This window comes from Ruegeria sp. BHSC276, from assembly GCF_059612945.1.
Genome location: NZ_JBXWRP010000001.1, coordinates 256,309 through 274,475, shown reverse-complemented (window position 1 = coordinate 274,475; position 18,167 = coordinate 256,309). Strand labels below are relative to the sequence as shown.

General features: G+C 63.6%; 16 protein-coding genes. 2 read left to right on the top strand and 14 right to left on the bottom strand.

Annotated elements, in window-relative coordinates:
- The first annotated feature begins 50 nt into the window (after nucleotides 1–50).
- Both AC2FMD_RS01370 and AC2FMD_RS01365 read left to right on the top strand, forming a co-directional pair.
- Nucleotides 51–1,940 (top strand): acyl-CoA synthetase, encoded by a 1,890-nt coding sequence (locus AC2FMD_RS01370; RefSeq protein WP_496683579.1) that lies wholly within the window; start codon nucleotides 51–53, stop codon nucleotides 1,938–1,940.
- A gap of 12 nt (nucleotides 1,941–1,952) precedes the next feature.
- On the top strand, nucleotides 1,953–2,876 hold the full coding sequence (locus AC2FMD_RS01365; RefSeq protein WP_496794566.1) for an alpha/beta hydrolase: 924 nt from the start codon (nucleotides 1,953–1,955) through the stop codon (nucleotides 2,874–2,876).
- Nucleotides 2,877–2,882: 6 nt separating this feature from the next.
- Here AC2FMD_RS01365 and AC2FMD_RS01360 read toward each other — a convergent pair whose 3' ends face one another.
- The 14 genes from AC2FMD_RS01360 to AC2FMD_RS01295 all read right to left on the bottom strand — a co-directional run bounded on the left by AC2FMD_RS01360 (nucleotide 2,883) and on the right by AC2FMD_RS01295 (nucleotide 18,159).
- Entirely contained in the window at nucleotides 2,883–3,719 is an 837-nt protein-coding gene (locus tag AC2FMD_RS01360; RefSeq protein WP_496741103.1) for an alkaline phosphatase family protein, read from the bottom strand.
- A 142-nt stretch (nucleotides 3,720–3,861) separates the two neighbouring features.
- Complete coding sequence (locus AC2FMD_RS01355; protein ID WP_496741101.1) at nucleotides 3,862–5,499, bottom strand: ABC transporter ATP-binding protein; 1,638 nt, start codon at nucleotides 5,497–5,499, stop codon at nucleotides 3,862–3,864.
- Nucleotides 5,496–6,311 carry an ABC transporter permease gene (locus tag AC2FMD_RS01350; protein WP_170340710.1) on the bottom strand — a complete coding sequence of 272 codons (816 nt, stop codon included), beginning with the start codon at nucleotides 6,309–6,311 and terminating at the stop codon, nucleotides 5,496–5,498. The genes AC2FMD_RS01355 and AC2FMD_RS01350 overlap by 4 nt, the downstream gene beginning before the upstream one ends.
- Complete coding sequence (locus AC2FMD_RS01345) at nucleotides 6,308–7,264, bottom strand: ABC transporter permease (protein ID WP_496683567.1); 957 nt, start codon at nucleotides 7,262–7,264, stop codon at nucleotides 6,308–6,310. Before AC2FMD_RS01345 ends, AC2FMD_RS01350 begins: the two co-directional genes overlap by 4 nt.
- A gap of 15 nt (nucleotides 7,265–7,279) precedes the next feature.
- The gene (locus tag AC2FMD_RS01340) at nucleotides 7,280–8,866 is read right to left on the bottom strand and encodes an ABC transporter substrate-binding protein (RefSeq protein WP_496794565.1); all 1,587 of its coding nucleotides are present in this window, start codon (nucleotides 8,864–8,866) and stop codon (nucleotides 7,280–7,282) included.
- Between the two features lie 126 nt (nucleotides 8,867–8,992).
- Entirely contained in the window at nucleotides 8,993–10,987 is a 1,995-nt protein-coding gene (locus AC2FMD_RS01335) for a CocE/NonD family hydrolase (RefSeq protein ID WP_496741097.1), read from the bottom strand.
- A 51-nt stretch (nucleotides 10,988–11,038) separates the two neighbouring features.
- Entirely contained in the window at nucleotides 11,039–12,142 is a 1,104-nt protein-coding gene (locus AC2FMD_RS01330; protein ID WP_496741095.1) for a glycerate kinase type-2 family protein, read from the bottom strand.
- Nucleotides 12,142–12,579 carry a D-aminoacyl-tRNA deacylase gene (dtd, locus tag AC2FMD_RS01325; RefSeq protein ID WP_496741093.1) on the bottom strand — a complete coding sequence of 146 codons (438 nt, stop codon included), beginning with the start codon at nucleotides 12,577–12,579 and terminating at the stop codon, nucleotides 12,142–12,144. The genes AC2FMD_RS01330 and dtd overlap by 1 nt, the downstream gene beginning before the upstream one ends.
- Nucleotides 12,580–12,603: 24 nt before the next feature.
- Entirely contained in the window at nucleotides 12,604–13,284 is a 681-nt protein-coding gene (locus tag AC2FMD_RS01320) for a nitroreductase (protein WP_496741092.1), read from the bottom strand.
- Between the two features lie 99 nt (nucleotides 13,285–13,383).
- Nucleotides 13,384–14,499: a TFIIB-type zinc ribbon-containing protein gene (locus tag AC2FMD_RS01315; RefSeq protein WP_496733948.1), complete on the bottom strand. Its 1,116-nt coding sequence runs from the start codon at nucleotides 14,497–14,499 to the stop codon at nucleotides 13,384–13,386.
- A gap of 6 nt (nucleotides 14,500–14,505) precedes the next feature.
- Nucleotides 14,506–14,823 carry a CPCC family cysteine-rich protein gene (locus AC2FMD_RS01310; RefSeq protein WP_496741090.1) on the bottom strand — a complete coding sequence of 106 codons (318 nt, stop codon included), beginning with the start codon at nucleotides 14,821–14,823 and terminating at the stop codon, nucleotides 14,506–14,508.
- 9 nt (nucleotides 14,824–14,832) lie between these two features.
- Nucleotides 14,833–15,981, bottom strand: coding sequence for an SPFH domain-containing protein (locus tag AC2FMD_RS01305; protein WP_496741088.1), 1,149 nt, complete (start codon nucleotides 15,979–15,981; stop codon nucleotides 14,833–14,835).
- Between the two features lie 22 nt (nucleotides 15,982–16,003).
- Complete coding sequence (locus AC2FMD_RS01300; RefSeq protein ID WP_496741086.1) at nucleotides 16,004–16,957, bottom strand: DUF2927 domain-containing protein; 954 nt, start codon at nucleotides 16,955–16,957, stop codon at nucleotides 16,004–16,006.
- Nucleotides 16,958–16,968: 11 nt separating this feature from the next.
- Nucleotides 16,969–18,159, bottom strand: a complete 1,191-nt coding sequence (locus AC2FMD_RS01295) for a toxic anion resistance protein (RefSeq protein ID WP_496683541.1) — start codon at nucleotides 18,157–18,159, stop codon at nucleotides 16,969–16,971.
- Nucleotides 18,160–18,167 lie beyond the last annotated feature (8 nt).

Below are 18,167 nucleotides of genomic sequence, written 5' to 3'. Positions count from 1 at the left end.
AGCGATGGACAGCCTGCGAAAAACGCAGGGCAGAAATGGGGAGGAACCACATGGCCTTTGTGGGCAAGGAAGACAAAATCAGGATCGAGCAGGAAATGCCGTGGGAGGCCCGCGACGTACCCGTCTCGTTCCATCAGCTGCTCTCGCGGACGGCCGCCAAGTTCCCGGATCGCAACGCGATCAGTTTCCAGATCCTGTCCGGCCCCAAGGACAAGGCCGAAACCCTGACATGGTCGAAACTGCTGGCCAAGACGAACCAGGCAGCCAATCTGTTCCGTTCTTTGGGGGTCAAGGAAAACGACGTGGTGGCCTATGTGCTGCCTAACTGCAACGAGACGTTGATCACTATGATGGGCGGCGCGGTGGCCGGGATCGTGAACCCAATCAACCCGCTGCTCGAGCCCGAGCAGATCGCGTCGATCCTGCGTGAGACCAAGGCCAAGGTCGTGGTCACGCTGAAGCCTTTCCCAAAGACGGATGTGGCGCAGAAGGTCGCCGAGGCCGTGCGCCACGCGCCGGGTGTCAACACCGTGCTGGAGATCGATCTGAACCGGTACCTGACGCCGCCGAAATCGTGGATTGTGCCGTTGGTCCGGCCCAAGATGGAGGACAAAGAGCATCTGGCCCACGCCGACTACCTGGATTTCAACAAGGAACTGGCCAAGCAACCCACCACGCTGACCTTCGAGGACAGCAAAGAGGACCGGGTCGCCTGCTATTTCCACACCGGCGGCACCACGGGAATGCCGAAGGTCGCGCAGCACAAATATTCCGGCATGATCTACAATGGGTGGCTGGGCCACACGCTGCTGTTCTCGGAAGAGGACGTGATCATGTGCCCGCTGCCGATGTTCCACGTCTTTGCCTGCCATGTGATCGTGATGGCGGCGGTGTCGTCGGGCGCCCATGTGGTGTTCCCGACCCCCGCCGGGTATCGCGGCGACGGTGTGTTCGACAACTTCTGGAAATTGATCGAGCGCTGGAAGGTTTCGTTCATCATCACCGTGCCCACGGCGATCTCGGCCAAGATGCAGCGCCCGGTGGATGCAGACATCTCGACCGTCAAGACGGCCTTCTCGGGGTCGGCCCCGCTGCCGGTCGAGCTGTTCCGCCGGTTCGAGAAAGCGACCGGTGTGACCATCGTCGAAGGCTATGGCCTGACCGAGGCCACCTGCCTGGTGTCCTGCAACCCGGTGGATGGCGAGAAGAAGATCGGCTCGATCGGGATCCCGTTCCCGTACACTGACGTCAAGATCCTGCGCGACGGCCCCGACGGACCCAAGGAATGCGCGGTGGACGAAGTGGGCGAGATCTGCGTGTCGAACCCGGGCGTCTATGCCGGGAACACCTATACAGAGGAAGACAAGAACGTCGATCTGTACTACTTCGACAAATACCTGCGCACCGGCGACTTGGGTCGGTTCGATGCGGACGGGTATCTGTGGATCACCGGCCGCGCCAAGGATCTGATCATTCGCGGCGGTCACAACATCGACCCGGCCGAGATAGAAGAGGCCTTGCTGGGCCATGACGCGGTGGCCTTCGCCGGCGCCATCGGTCAGCCCGACGCTCATGCGGGCGAAGTCCCCTGTTCCTTTGTCGAACTGGTCGAAGGCGCCAGCGTGACCGAGGAAGAACTGCTGGAATACTGCAAGATCCACGTGCATGAACGCGCCGCGCATCCCAAGCACATGACCATCCTGCCCGAACTGCCGAAGACTGCGGTGGGCAAGGTCTTCAAGCCTGAACTGCGCAAACAGGCGATCACGCGGGTCTACAATCAGGCGTTGGAAACCGCCGGCGTTCCGGCGCGGGTCGTGTCGGTCATCGACGACAAAAAGCGGGGCCTTGTCGCGCAGCTTGACGTGAACGGTGCATCCGAGGACGATGTGAACCAGGTGCTGGGCAACTTCACCCGGCCATGGGAGTGGGCCGACTGATCCGGAGGGGCAATGGACTATGAACGTCTGATCGACGAGGAGACTTGGGCGTTCATCCGGCGCACCGCCGAAAGCTATCCCGAAGACGCGGTGGAGCGGTCCGTCGAGGACCAGCGCCGCGTCTACGACGACATGTGCCGCGCGTTTCGGCAACCGCGTCCACCGGGCCTCGAAACGCGTGACACCTCGGCCGATGGGGTCGGGGTGCGCGTCTATTTCTGCGGCGATCCAACCCGAACCGTCGTCTACATGCATGGCGGCGGGTTCGTCGTGGGCGGGCTGGACAGCCACGATGACGTCTGCGCCGAACTGTGCGCCCAAACCGGCTATCGGGTGGTGGCGGTCGACTACCGGCTGTGTCCTGAACATATTCATCCGGCGCAGTTCGAGGATTGCTGGACCGCGGCGAACTGGGTGCAATCCGAATTCGGCGACCCGCTGGTTCTGGCCGGGGACAGCGCGGGCGGAAACCTGGCCGCAGCCGTCGCCCATCATGCGCGCGGGCGGATTGGGAACATCCTGGGGCAGGTTCTGATCTATCCCGGTTTGGGTGGCGACCCGAACCAGGGATCGTATATCGAACACGCCCACGCGCCGATGCTGACGCGCGACGAGGTTCTGTTCTATGAAAAAGTCCGGTGTGGCGGCGCCGTCCCGGAACATGACCCCAAATTCGCCCCACTGCACGATACCGACTTTTCCGGGCTGCCGCCGACGGTGGTGGTAACCGCCGACTGTGACCCGCTACGCGATGACGGTGCCGCGTACTGCGCCAAAATCACCGCCGCCGGTGGGCAGGCGCATTGGATCAACGAAGCCGGCCTCGTGCATGGCTACCTGCGCGCCCGCCATTCGGTGACCCGCGCCGCCGACAGCTTCGAACGGATCTCGATCGCGGTCGAGGCGTTGGGGCAGGGGTTGTGGAACTACGACTGACGGCGCTCAGCGCAGGAATGGCTTGGCCTTCATCGTCTCGGCCACCGGAGCGCCCATGCGGGTCAGAACCGTGGGCGCCAACTGCAACTGGTCAATGACCGTTTCCGCATCGGGGCCTTCGGCATCGCCGAAGTAGTACAGCGCCGTTTCCTGCTGTAGGGGGCTGCGCCCGCCGTGGTGGCCGCGCTCGTCCTGACCGTGATCGGCGGTCACGATCACCTCGTATCCCAACTGCCGCCAGCGTGGGATGAATGGGGCCAGCATTTCGTCCATGACAAAGCAGGCGTGATCCATCTCTTCACAGTCGTGGTAGAACCGGTGGCCCATGCTGTCGAGCGTACAGGTATGGAGAATGCCGTAATCCAGCCCGAACCGCAGGCACAGGTTGGTCAGGGTCGCAAACAGGTCGACATCGGACGGCGTCATCTGGTTGGCTTTGCCATAGCCCGTCATCGAGTGGAACCGGCCGTGATTGATGGTCGGGCTGTCCGGCTCGTCATATTCGATGTCGCGCACATAGTCGAAAGGGTGGCGGTTGAAGAACTCCGACCAAAAGCTGTGGGTGACGGCCCCGGTCACGCCGCCGGCCTCGCGCACTTGGCTGAAGATGTCCTTGTGGTCCAGCCGGAACACGTTGCCGTTTCCGGTGCAGCCATGCTCCTGCGGTGAAACGCCGGTGTGGATCGAGGCATAGCAGCTGGCCGAGATCGACGGCAGCACAGAGCGGTGTTTCCAAACCCGCGCCTCGCCGCTGTCGACCCAGCCTTCGACATTGCCGAAAAGCCGGCGGAAATTGCGCCAGGGAACCCCGTCGAGAATGATCAGCAGCAGTTTGCGGTCCATCGCGCTCTCCTTGTTCGCGGGGTTTGTTTCCGGTCGAGTCTATCGCCTGAAACGAGAGCGATCTGTCAATTCGCGCTCGGAATGGCAAAAATCCCGACGTCTGTCTTGGGACAAAACGCCGGGATTTCCGGTTTTGGGCGGTTCAGTTGCCGGCGCTCTCCATCTTGCGGTGGGCCACGACCTCTTCCAGCCAGCCCAGATGCATCTCGGGGACCGAGCTGAGCAGCAGATCGGTATAGTCGTCGAATGGCGGGCTCAGCACCTGCGATTTGGGTCCATAGCGGACCACGCGCCCCTGATACATCACGGCAATGCTGTCGCTGATGGCGCGCACCGTCGCCAGGTCATGGGTGATGAACAGATAGGCGACGTCCTCGATCTTCTGCAGGTCCAGCAACAGCTTGAGGATGCCGTCCGCCACCAGTGGATCCAGCGCCGATGTGACCTCGTCACAGATGATCATCTTGGGCTTGGCCGCCAGCGCGCGGGCAATGCACACACGCTGCTTCTGACCTCCTGACAGCTCCGCCGGATAGCGATCGATGAAACCTTCGCCCAGTTCGATCTCGTCCAACAGTTCGATGATGCGCTTGTGCTTCTCGGCGCCGCGCATGTTGAAGTAGAACTCGAGCGGCCGGCCGATAATGGTACCCACCGTCTGGCGCGGGTTCATCGCAACATCGGCCATCTGGTAAATCATCTGCAACTCGCGCAGGTCCTCGCGCGAGCGTCCGGCCAGATCGGGGCTGAGCTTGCGCCCGGCAAAGGTGATCTCGCCGTCGCGCGGGGGCAGCAGGCCGGTGATCACCCGGGCCAGGGTGGATTTCCCAGACCCCGATTCCCCCACGACCGCCAGCGTCTGCCCCGGATGAAGCTCGACATTGACGTTGTGCAGCACGTCGAAGTTCAGCCCCTTGTAGCGGGCCGTAATGCCATCGACCTGCAGCACGGGTTCGGGCGTGGGCTGTTTTTCCTCGTGTTCGATCGAACGGACCGAGACCAACGCCTTGGTGTATTCTTCCTGCGGGTTGTTGATGATCTGGTCGGTGGTGCCGTATTCGACCGTGTCGCCCATGCGCAGCACCATGATGTCATTGCTGACCTGCGCCACGACCGCCAGATCGTGGGTGATGTACAGCGCGGCCACGCCGGTGTCGCGGATGGCCTCTTTGATCGCCATCAGGACGTCGATCTGCGTGGTCACGTCGAGCGCGGTCGTGGGTTCGTCGAACACCACCAGATCCGGCTCGGGGCACAACGCCAGCGCCGTCATGCAACGCTGCAACTGCCCACCCGAGACCTGATGCGGATAGCGGTTGCCGATGTTGTCCGGGTCGGGAAGGCCCAGCTTGGCGAACAGCTCACGCGCGCGGGCTTCGGCCTCTTTGCGGCCGAACTTCTTCTGCTCGACCGCAGCTTCGACCACCTGATCCATGATCTTCTTGGCCGGGTTGAAGGACGCTGCCGCCGATTGCGACACATAGGTCACCTCGCCGCCGCGTAGTTTGCGGATATCCGAGAGCGACGTCTTGAGAATATCGCGCCCGTTCACCCAGACCTCGCCGCCGGTGATCTTCACGCCGCCCCGGCCATAGGCCATCGAGGCCAGCCCGATGGTCGACTTCCCGGCACCGGATTCTCCGATCAGCCCCAGCACCTTGCCGCGCTCGAGGTCAAAGCTGACCCCGTGCACGATCTCGATGTCGCGGGGTTTTTCGCCCGGCGGATAGACGGTCGCGCCGATCTTGAGGTCACGGGCCTTGAGAAGGGTATCGCTCATCCCCGGCCTCCTTTCAGCGATGTGGTGCGGTTCAGGATCCAGTCAGCCACCAAATTGACCGAGATGGCCAGCGTGGCGATGGCCACCGCCGGATACAGCGCCGCGCCGATGCCATAGACGATGCCGTCCTTGTTTTCTTTCACGATGCCGCCCCAATCGGCCAGCGGGGGCTGAACGCCCAGGCCCAGGAACGACAGGGTCGAGACGAACAGCACCATGAAGATGAAGCGCAGGCCCAGTTCGGCCACCAGCGGTGACAACGCGTTGGGCAGGATCTCGCGGAAGATGATCCAGCCGCGGCCTTCGCCGCGCAGCTTTGCGGCCTCGACATAGTCCATGACCTCGATGTCAACAGCCACGGCCCGGGCCAGGCGATAGACGCGGGTGGCGTCCAACAGGCCCATGACCACGATCAGAACCGGGATGGTGACCGGCACCATCGCCAGAACCACCAGCGCGGTGATTAGCGACGGGATCGACATGATCAGGTCCACGGTCCGCGACATCACCTGATCAGCCCAGCCCCCCAGTACGGCGGCCAGAAATCCCAGGATCGAACCGGTGACGAAGCTGAGGATGGTGGCAGCGGTAGCGATGAAGATCGTGGTGCGCCCGCCATAGATCATGCGGCTGAGAAGGTCGCGGCCGATATTGTCGGTGCCCAGCCAGAATTCCGAACTCGAGGGTTCCCATACGTCGCCCACAACCTCGGCCATGCCGTAGGGCGCCAGGAAGGGTGCAAAGACGGCGATAATGAAATACAGGGCGGTGAAGGCCAGCCCGATCATTGCAGAGATTGGGATGTTCTTCATTTCGGGTGCCTCAGCCTTGGGTTGGCCAGGATCGCGACGATGTCGGCAACCATGTTTAGCCCGATATAGATTGCGGCAAAGATGACCCCGCAGGCCAGAACCACCGGCACGTCGCGCTTGGTCACATGGTCAACAAGGTACTGCCCCATGCCGGGATAGACGAACACCACCTCGACGACGACCACACCCACGACCAGATAGGCCAGGTTCAGCATCACCACGTTCACGATGGGGGCGATGGCGTTCGGGAAGGCATGGCGCCAGATGACCTTGAAGTTGCTCAGGCCCTTCAGTTCGGCCGTTTCGACATAGGCCGACTGCATCACGTTCAGGATCGCGGCGCGGGTCATGCGCATCATGTGTGCCAGAACCACCATGGTCAGCACGATGACGGGCAGCGCGATCGAGTTCAGTTTCTGCCAAAAGGACATGCTGTCATTGATCATCGCCAGCGGCGAGAACATGCCCAGTTTGACTGCCACGAAATAGACCAAGACATAGCCGATCAGGAACTCGGGGATCGAGATCGTCGTCAGGGTGACGGCCGAGATCAGCTTGTCGGGCCAGCGGTTGCGATAGCGGACCGCGACGAGGCCAAGGAAAATTGCAAGGGGCACCGAGACGATGGCCGCCCAGAAGGCAAGAAACAACGTATTGCCCAATCGGTTGCTGACCGACTCGGCGATGTCCAGCTTGTTGGTCAGGGACGTGCCCATGTCACCTTGGACAATTCCGCCAAGCCATTCGAAATACCGGGTCAAGGCGGGACGGTTCAGCCCCATCTCCTCACGCAGGTTGGCAAGGGATTCAGGGGTCGCGGACTGCCCCAGGACGGCTTGCGCGGCGTCTCCGGGTAGGGCCTCGGTCAACCCGAAAATCAGGGCCGAAGCGCCAAACAGCAAGAGGAATCCCAGCGCCAGGCGCTGGGAAACCAGTTTGATGATAGGATGCATACCTGTCGATCCGAGTTAGACGAACCACATCTTGCGGGACATGTTGCCGTTCATCATCTCTTGGGTCGGATCAGTTTCCCAGCCATCCAGCTGGTTGCTGATGCCTTCGACAAAGTCGTTGAACATCGGGCAGATCAGGCCGCCCTGGTCACGGACCATCATACCCATCTGGCTGTAGATTGCCTTGCGCTTTGCCGGGTCCAGCTCGGCACGCGCGGCAAACAGCAGGTCGTCGAACTCTTTGACCTTGAACCGGGTGTCGTTCCAGTCGGCGGTGGACAGATAGGCAGTTGCGTACATCTGGTCCTGCACTGGACGGCCGCCCCAGTAGGACGCGCAGAAAGGCTGAACGTTCCAAACTTCGGACCAGTAGCCATCATTCGGCTCGCGCTTGATCTCAAGCGGGATCCCGGCCTGCTGGGCGGTCTGCTGGAACAGGGCTGCGGCATCCACGGCGCCAGGGAAGGCTCCGTCGGCCACACGCAAAATGATGGGCGACCCGTCATGGCCGGACTTCTTGTAGTGTTCGGCTGCTTTTTCGACGCTGAACTCACGCTGCGGGATCGTCTCATCGAACAGTGGGTATGCTGCGTTGATCGGCATGTCGTTCCCGACCGAGCCATAGCCGCGCAGTACCTTCTCGACCAGCTCTTCGCGGTCGATCGCGTATTTCAGAGCAGTCCGCAGTTCGTTGCTGTCGAACGGCGCCGTGTCACAATGCATGATGAACACGTAGTGGCCGCGACCTGCCGTGGAATGTACGGTCAGATTGGGCGCACGACCCAAGAGGTCGGCAACCTTGGGCTCAACCCGGTTGATCGCGTGGACCTGACCTGACTGCAGCGCAGCCGTCCGGGCCGTGGCATCGTTGATGACCACCACTTCGACGCTGTCAAAGTTGCCGAAATCCGGGTTCCAATGGTTTTCGAATTTGGAGAAAAGGTGGCGCACACCGGGTTCGTCCGCTTCCAGCTTGTACGGACCGGTGCCGATACCGGCGCCCGGGTTGTCCATTCCGCCGTCCGGTTGGATGATCAGGTGGTAGTCGGCCATCAGGTAGGGAAGATCGGCGTTCGGCTCGTTCAGGGTGACCTGAAAATACTCGCCATCGGCCTTCATCGACTCGATGCCCTTCATGATGCCCAATGCGCCCGACTTCGAATCTTCGTTCGAGTGGCGCTGCATCGTTTTCAGCACGTCTTCGCTGGTCATGGTCTTGCCGTTGTGGAACTCGACCCCCTGACGCAGCTTGAACGTCCACACCTTTGCATCGGCGCTGCCTTCAACGCTTTCGGCAAGGCGCGGCTCGATCGTGCCGTCAGGGGCGACTTCGACCAGTTGGTCACCGAACTGCTTGCCGTTCTGGAACGGAACCGAACTGGCATAGGTGGCCGGATCCAGTGAGTTTGTGGATTCACCGCCCTGCAGGCCCAGCTTGAGGTCGCCGCCCTTCTTGGGGCCGGCGGCGCGGGTGGCATCCGCAAAGATGGTGCTGGCCATGGCCGCCGACACGCCCAGTGCGGCTGCCTTGCCCATGAATTCGCGGCGGGTTAGTTTCCCGGCGGTCACCTGGCTGGCCATGTGAGTGAGTTGTTCGTTCATTCAAGTTACTCCCAGTTGCTTGAGTTTTTCGCCCGTTGGGGGCTTTTTATTGACGCATGAGTCAACGTTCGCGCATTTCACGCCACCGGGCAAGGTCAAATCTCGGGTGCCGCGGGGGCCGGTCCATCACATCTGATAGCGCGGGATGCTGTCCTCCAGTGATTTTGAAAAGATGGGCGTATCATTCTCGAACGCGTCGAGCGTCGCCCGCATGTGAAAATGGGTCAGGTCCGCCCACATCTCGCAGCGCGCCTCGGTGCGTAGGCGCAGCGCGTCGCGTTCCAGCTCCTGCACCCAGGCGCAATCGCCGCGCGCGGAGAGGGGATCGTCGGGGTGGATGGTCCATTTCTCGTGCGCGGTGCCGCCGCTGATCAGGCCGTGGTCGGCATCCTGGACCAGTCCGAAATCGTCCTCGATGACCAGGTGGATCAGGCCGGTGGTCATGTCCGTTTCGACGCGGCGGGCGTGGTTGGAGGGACGCAGGTGGCGGACCTGCCATGCGGTCTCAGCGTCGGGCGGCGGAAAGACGCATTCATCGCCATTCGCCCGGGGGCGAAGTGGCAGGGTCAGGTTACCGCCGCTCAGGTGCAGTTCGGCGGTTTCGGGCGTGGGCCAGATCAACGGCCAGTACGCGCTCGAGATCGCGATGCGCAAGCGGTGCCCCTTGGGCACACGATAGGCGATGTGGTCGAGATCCAGCGCGATGTCGCAAGGCTCTCCGGGTTTCAGCGGGCGCGGGTCGGCATGGCTGTCCCGGTGGGCCAGGTTCAGCACGCCATAGGTGATCCGGGTCGAGGCGCCATCCGGGTGCACATGGTTCAGGCGCACGGCGATCTGTGCCTGTGGCCGGTCGGCGGCAAGTGTCAACCGGATGCGCGGCGCGCCGACCAGATTCATGTCTTCGGCCAGTGGCGCGGTGTCGAAACAGGCGGACAGCGCGTCATCTGCCCGCTGGTCACCGGGCATGTCGGGACCCAGCCAGATGGCGCAATACTCGCCGCCATCCATCCCGCAGTGATGGGGCGAGCGGACGCGGGCATTCAGCGGTCCGTCCACACCCAGCCCTGAATCGGAAAGGGGCAGGGTGACAGTCGGCAGGTGGGACGTAGCGCCGTCATCCTCGGTGATCCAATGGCCTGGGCGCTCGGCATACCAGCGCGCCGGGCGCACGCCATCCATCAGATAGGCGCGATAGGCCGGGTCCTGTTCGACGCCGGTCTCTTCGCCCTTCAACCAGCGGTCCCACCAGCGCAGCGCCTCTTGCAGGAAGCCGATGCGTGGTTCGGGTACGGCAAAATGCGGATACTTATGCACCCAGGGGCCGACGATGCCTTTGACGGGCGCGGTCAGGTTCTCGACCAGCCAGGGCACCGTGTTCTTGTAGGCATCTCCCCAGCCGCCCACCGCCAGAGTCGCGGCCCGGATCGCGCCGGGGTCTTCGCAGACAGACCCATGCCGCCAATAGGCATCACGGGTCTGGTGCCGCAGCCAGACCGCAGGCAGGAACGGTTCGGCCTTCAACCGCTGCAGCCACATCTCGCGCCAGTCGTCACGCAGCGCTGGGTCGGGCGGGCGGGACGAATACGACCACATGGTGGCCCCCCAGCCCAGATTCTCGTTCAGCAGGCAGCCGCCCTTGTAGTGGATGTCATCGGCATAGCGGTCGGCGGTCGAACATAAGGTGATGATGGCCTTCAACGGGGCGGGCTGCAGCGCCGCCACCTGCAGCGCGTTGAAGCCGCCCCAGCTGATCCCCATCATCCCGACCGCGCCGCTGCACCAGGGCTGTTGGGCCAGCCACTCGATCACTTCGACGGCGTCATCCAGTTCCTGCTGGGTGTATTCATCCTCCATCAGTCCCTGGCTGTCACCATTGCCGCGCATGTCGACGCGGATGCAGGCGTAACCCCGTTTGGCAAACCAAGGATGGGTCAGGGCATCGCGCGCCGTCGTGCCGTCGCGCTTGCGATAAGGCAGATATTCCAGGATGGCGGGCACCGGGTGCTGCGCCGCATCGACAGGTCGCCAGATCCGAGCCGACAGGCGGCAGCCGTCCGACAGAATGATGCCTTGGTCCGGAACCTCTTCGATCTCGGCTAGTGAGTTCTTCGCCTGCGTCATGCGTCCAGTCTCGGGCGCATCGGCGGATGGTGTGAGAGGAAAAGCGTCAATTCATTCCTTTGTTGCGACAACCAGATCCATGACATTGGTTCCCGTGGGGCCGGTCACCAGCAAAGCGCCGACCCGGTCAAGGAACGAGCCCGCATCGGCATCGCGCAAGGCCTTGTCCGCCCCATTGGCCCATGTCGCGCCGGTCACGACACCGCCGGCCGCATCGGTCGGCCCGTCGGTTCCGTCGGTTCCACCGACCACGACATACAGCCCCTCGCATCCCTGAATCTCGCGCGCCAGCGCCAGGGCCAGCGCCTGGTTCCGCCCGCCTCGTCCCGGGTTTTCGGGCAGGACAACCGTCGGCTCTCCACCAAAGATCATCGCGCCCGGCGGCATCTGGCGAAGCCGCGCGCCGATATCAGCGGCGACGGACAGATAGTCGTCGTGCAGGGCCTCTTCCTCGGCCAGAACGTCTAGACCGGCGGCACGTGCCGCGTAGGCTGCGGCGCGGCGCGCATGGGCGTTCGAGGCAATGATCTCGACTCTGGCTTCGAATTGAGGGGCTTCGGGTACGGCGCCGATGCCCGATCCGATGACGCTGATGTCGTCCCCCGGTACGTCCGAAATGGCCAGGACCGTCGCGCGCGCTCCGCCGAAACCGGCCAGCAGGCCCCCGCCCTTGATCCGCGACATCTCGCGCCGGCGGGCGTTCATGGCGGTGATGTCCAGGCCCTCGGACAGCAGCTGCGCGTTCAGCCGCGCCAGATCTTCGAGGGTGGTCCCCGGCACCAGATCCTCGGCCAGCGAGGACGCACCGCCCGAGACCAGCAGCAACAGATGCGTGCCGGGACCCATGGCCTGAACCGCCGCGCGCAGAGCCTGGCCGCCCTTCAGGCTGCGGGCATCGGGCACGGGGTGAGAGGCTTCGATGACCTGCAGATGTGACGGCAGCCCTTCGGCATGGCCGTCTTTCGTGACCACCAGGCCCGGTGTCTTGCCGAAATGATCCTGCGCTGCATTCATCATCGCCGCCGCGGCCTTGCCTACCGCCAGAATCTGATCGGGGCGCGGAACATCGGGCAGCGCCGCCTTGACCGCGCCGTAGCCGTCAACGGCGGCAACGCCAGCCTTCCAGATCGCGATCGCCTGATCCTGCATCGTCATCACATGTCCATCCAGATCGTAACCGGGCCGTCATTGATCAGGGACACCGCCATATCCGCTCCGAAAGACCCGGTTTCGGTCGGAACGCCAAGCGCGGCCAGCGCGTGGGCAAAGTGTTCGTACAGGCGTTCGCCGGTTGCGGGATCGGCGGCCGCCGCAAATCCGGGGCGGTTCCCGCGCGAGGTGTCGGCAGCCAACGTGAACTGGCTTACCACAAGGACCGAGCCGCCGATGTCCAGCACGGACCGGTTCATCTTGCCCGCGTCATCCTTGAAGATCCGCAGCTTGGCAATCTTTGCCGCCAGTTGCTCGGCGCGGAAGTCGTCGTCACCCTGCATGGCGCAGACCAGCACCAGCAGCCCCGGCCCGCACTGGCCGATGACTTGCCCCTCGACCGAGACCGATGCCTCGGACACCCTTTGTATCGATGCGCGCATATCGGTGTCTTTCTCAAACTCCGCTCACTCGGCCGAAGCCCCACGCCAGGTGACGAACTCGTCCAGCGTGGCGCGCTCGGTCCGAAATTGGTTGGCCGGATGGTCGGTATCCGGATAGCCGAAGGAAATCGCGCACAGGATCAGCCGGTTATCGGGGATCTTGAAATAGCGGTGCAAGAACGGCCCATAGGCGGCCACCGCCGCCTGCGGGATCGTGGCGATGCCCAAGGCCTGTGCCGCCAGTGTGAAAGCCGTGACAAACCCGCCGCAATCCATCGCGCCATAGGGGCCGAGTTCCGCCGGGCTGGACAGGATGGCGCAATGCGGGGCGCCGAACAGGTTGAAGTTTTCCATCATCTGCCGGGCCGATCCGGCGCGGTCGCCCTTCTCTACGCCTACTGCCTGGTACAGGGCCCATCCGCAGGCCCGGCGCCGGTCCTGATAGACGCCGGAATAGCCGGTCGGAAAGGGCAGGTCGGGCTCCGCCTGGCCTGTCTCGGCCTCGGCCCGCAAAGCGCTGCGGAACGCATCCGTTTCCGCGCCGCTGGTCACGACCACCTGCCAGGGCTGCGCGTTGCACCAGCTGGGCACCCGGGCCGCGCTGGTCAGGATCCGTTCGATGTCACCCCGCGGCACCGGATCGGGCCGGAAGGCGCGGCAGGAATGGCGCGCGGTCAGAAGCGTGTTCAGATCGGCCAGGGTCACGTCGTCCTCTCCTCCGGGGCAGCCGGCGGCAGGATGGGTGAGAAGCCGGGGATGTTCAAGGGGTTCCGCGGCAGAGTTTTCGGCGGCGGAACCCAGCGGTCATTGCTGTCCGGTCGCCACCAGATACCCGATGCCGGCTGCCGCCAGCAGGCCCAGGACGACCGCAATCGTGATCTTGATCGCCGACCAGGGCCGTTCACCCTGCACCTGACCGGTGCGACCGTTGACGACAAAGCGATAGGTCTGGCCGCGATACTTGTAGGCGGCCATCCAGACGGGCAGCAGGATGTGCTTGAAGGTCACGTCGCGGATGTCGGTTTCGATCGCGTGGATGCGCTGCCGGTCGCCGCCGATGTCAAAGCGGACGTCGCGCTCGATCACGCGGGCCATGTGGCCGCGGGCCTCCTGATAGCCTTGCTGCAAATCGACCGTATAGGCCTCGGCCCGGAACCCGGCCAGGTACTCGGGCTGATAGGGTTCCAGCGCGGGCAGGTCCCAAGGTTGCAGCGCGTCGGTGTATGATTTGGGCAAGGATTGCGAGGCCAGCACCAGCACGTCATCGAAGAACCGGGCCACCCGGCCGGATTTCGGTGTCCAGCGCACCTTGGGTACCTGCTGTTGCACCCGCTTGCCGTCACGCATCACGGTCCGGGTTTCGTAATAGACCACGCCCCGTTCGCCGCGATAGGCCGATTTCGTGTCGGCGTCGAAGGTCCAGTAGGGCACATAGATGCCCTGCATCCTGCGGCCTTTGCGGGCGTAGTCCTTGAGCCCGTTCGGCGCGAACCACAGCCGCCCCAGCCAGTCGCTCATGGCCTTGTGCGCGGCGCGTTCGTCAAGCGCAAAGGGCAGTACGCCGCGCGGTTTGATGTGCCGGTTCACGCCGGTATCGGTCACGACCGGGGTGGCGCAGAACGGGCATTCCGCGGCGTGGGTGTTGGGGTCGAACTCGACCTGCGCCGCGCAGTTGGGGCAGGTCAGAACCCGCGTCTCTTCGATCTCGCTGTCGGGCAGGCGGTCGGCGATGGCCGCGTCGAAGTCCAGCTCGCGCAGGCTGGCGCCTCCCCAAGGACCAGCACCGATCGGTTCGGAATGGCCGCAATGGTCACAGGTCAGCGTGCCGGATTGCGGATCGAAGCGATAGTCCGCGCCACAATTGTCACATGGAAAACGGTGTTCCGCAGAGCCGGGTGGTGGGGCAGGGGGCTGGGTCATAGGTGGTCAGTTGTCGACGGGAAAGTGAAGATAGGCTGCGCGCTGCTCCTCGGGCAGGACATGCGGCAGCATAGCGGCCTCGCAGGCCCCGATCGCCCTGAAATTCTCGCGCGCCTCGGCCAGCGTCAGGCCGTGGTTGGCGGCAGAGGGTTCGCGGGGGTTCTTGTCGTACAGAATGTCCTCGTCCTCCCAAAAGCAGATCGCGCAGATCAGATAGGCCCCGCGCTCGGCCAGGGTGACATAACCGCAGCACGGGCAGATGAATTGCGGCGGCTGCGGCGCTTTGCGCCCGCCTGTCTTCGAGCGTTTCCGCGATGCGGTCATGCCGATGCCTCATGCCTCGGGCGGCGGAGGCGGCAGAATCGTGAAAAGCTGCGCGAGTTCCTGCACCTCGCCCGCTTTCTTCCATCCGTCCTGACCTGGTGTCCAAACGAAGGTGTCCCGCGAAATCTCGCCCGCGCTGGCCATGCGGCCCATCTTGGCCTTCGAGAACGGCCCGCTGGTCTGACCGTCTACCGCGATATGCCACACATGCTCGACCGGCGGCGGAGGCGGCGGGGCCACATGCGCGGCCGGTTGCGGGGCAGCGGGCGCGGGCGCGCCCCACGGGCCTGACGGCCGGCCCGCTGCCATGTTCGACATCTGGTTTGCCATCGCCATGCCCATTCCCATACCAAGGCCAGCACCCATACCGCCGCCACCGCTTGGGTTGCTGGCGGCCGCCGTCATCGCCTCGGCCGCCGAATACTGGGTGAACTTGCCCAGATCCCCCGCCAGCCCCATCGAGGTGCGCTTGTCCAGCGCCGCCTCGACCGCCGGCGGCAACGAGATGTTCTCGATGTAGAATTCCGGCATCTCAAGCCCATAACCGTCCAGCACCGGCGAGACCTCGGCCGCGATCAGCTTGCCCAGATCGGCGGTGTTGGCGGCCATGTCCAGAACCGGGATGCCTGCCCCCGCGATCACCCGGCTGAATTCCTGCACGATGATGTTGCGGATCTGAAAGCTGATCTCGTCCATGGTGAATTCGCCATCGGTGCCCACGATCTCGACCAGGAAACGGGCCGGGTCCTTGACCCGGATCGTGTATGTGCCATAGGCGCGGATCCGGGTCGGGCCAAATTCGGGGTCGCGCAGCATGATCGGGTTCTTGGTGCCCCATTTCAGGTCATTGAACCGGGTCGTGTTGACGAAATAGATCTCGGACTTGAACGGCGACTGGAACCCGTGATCCCAATGCTGCAGCGTCGTCATGATCGGCATGTTGTTGGTTTCAAGCATGTAGAGGCCGGGCGTGAACACGTCGGCCAGCTGGCCCTCGTGCACGAATACGGCCGCCTGGCCTTCGCGCACGGTCAGCTTGGCGCCATACTTGATCTCGTGTCCCTCGCGCTCGAACCGCCAGACCATCGTGTCGCGGGTGTCGTCCACCCAATGAATGACATCAATGAATTCTCCGGTCAGAAAATCGAAAATTCCCATCTGGGTTCTCCTGTCATCGGGGTCAAAGCGATTGCCCCATCAATTCACGGGCGATGATCCGCACCACCGGCGCGGCCTCTTGCGCGGTCATGCCGGGTTTCAGGCGCGGATCATACAACATAGTCAGCAGCTTTTCGTCATGGCTGGTCAGTAGGGCGAATTCGTCGTCATCATTGAAGATCGAAGGCCGCGCCCGGGGGCTGTCATTGGGCAGCCCCAGCCCCTGGGCGATTTCCTCGTGGATGCAGCTCAGACGCATGAGGTCGGGTTGCTCGGCGCGCACCAGGGCGACGGCGCGCGTATAGGTGTTCGGCGCCCCGCGCGTGGCCGAGGCGAAGACAAAACAATAGAACGAGCGTGGCAGATCCGCGAACAGATCCAGTTGCTCTTGCGCGATGCCGGGGATCAGCTGACGCAGCCGGGCCTGCACATATTCGGTGTCATCCTGACCGGCGATGAAGACGTGGAAATTGCCGTTGCGGCTGACCGAGGACACGGGATGGCCGGTCAGGGCCGCCAACCGGGCCGAGAAGGCCTGTACATCGGCACTGTCCGCCGCGCGGCGCTGTGGCGGAACCGAGGGACCGAACTCGACCGCAACGCGGACCGGGCTGGCCCAGCGGCTCAGGCGCCCACCGACGCGTTGCCCGCCCGCCGAAACAGTGGTGCCGGGATACTCATTGTAAAACGCGATGGTTTCGAAATTCCGCGCCAGATCGTCGGCGTCATACGGGGTATCCGGCCCGCCCCCGTCGGTGCGCAGCAGGCCGCGCGTCAGCAGGTCGCGCTCGACCCGCTCGTAGTAGCGGGCCAGGTCCCGGCTGGCGGCCGAAGGTTCAACGTAGACATCAGCGGATGGAGCAGCCTCGGGTCGAGCCTGCGGCGCCAGCGACGTCTTGAGCGGATCCTCGCAGCCGGAGACGATCAGCAATGCGCCCAAGCCGCAGATGCGCCCAAGAAGATGCCTCATCCGCATGCGCGCAGCCCTTATTTCGGCACGGCCGTTCCGGCGGTGTCGCCCAACCCGTCTTTGCGGGCCTTGGCCGAGGCCAGCGTGTCGCGCAGTTCCGCCTCCATTTTCTTCAGCTCTTGCTCGGCGGCGGCGCGGCGGGCTTTGCCCTCATCTGCGATGGCGAGGCTTTCATTGATGGTGCCAATCAGATCCTCGTTGGCCTTTTTGACGGCTTCGATGTCGAACACGCCGCGCTCCATTTCCTCGCGGATCATCTTGTTCGACTGGCGCAGGTTTGCGGCGTTCGAGGTCAGCAACTCGTTCGTCAGATCGTTGGCGTCGCGCACGGCGGCTGCGGCCTCGGCGCTGCGCTGGATGGTGACCGCCTGCGCCAGCTGGGTTTCCCACAGCGGCACGGTGTTCACCAAGGTCGAGTTGATCTTGGTCACCAGTGACTTGTCGTTTTCCTGAACCAGCCGGATCGAGGGCAACGATTGCATCGTCACCTGCCGCGTCAGCTTCAGGTCATGCACACGGCGTTCCAGATCGTCGCGGGCGGCCCGCAGGTCGCGCAGTTCCTGCGCCTTCATCACCTGCTGATCTTCCGGGGCGGCCTGCACCTCGGCCTCTTTCTCGGGGATGTCGTGGCTGTCCAGTTCGGTCAGCTTTTCTTCGCCGGCCGCGATGTACAGCGCCAGTTCATCATAGAAATCCAGCGTCTTTTCATACAGCAGGTCCAGCGACTTGATGTCCTTCAGCAGCGTGTGTTCGTGCGACAGAAGGTTGTCGGTGATCCGGTCGATCTGATCCTGCACCTCTTCGTAGCGCGCGGTGAACTTCGCGAAAGGCGCGGCGCGGCCCAGCAGTTTCTCCCACCAACTGCGCTCGCGGCGCACGTCCAGTTCAGACACGGAAAAGCCACGGATCGTGGTGACGATGTCGCGCAGGCTGTCGCCGGCGGGTCCGACATCCTTGTTGCGAACGTCAGCCAGCATGGCCTGGCTGATTTCCTGCAGCTCGGCCTGCGCAGCCGACCCGAAGGACACGATCGAGTTGGTGTCGCCCATGTCGATCTCGGCCATGCGCTTGCGGATCTCGGCGCCGACCGGTTCGTCGGCTTCTTCCAAAGGCACGATCTCGGAACTCGGCTCGGGCAACGCGACGGCCACAACTTCCTGAACCAGCGTTTCGGCCTCGGCCGCCTTTTTCTTGATTTCGTCAGACATGAGAAGCT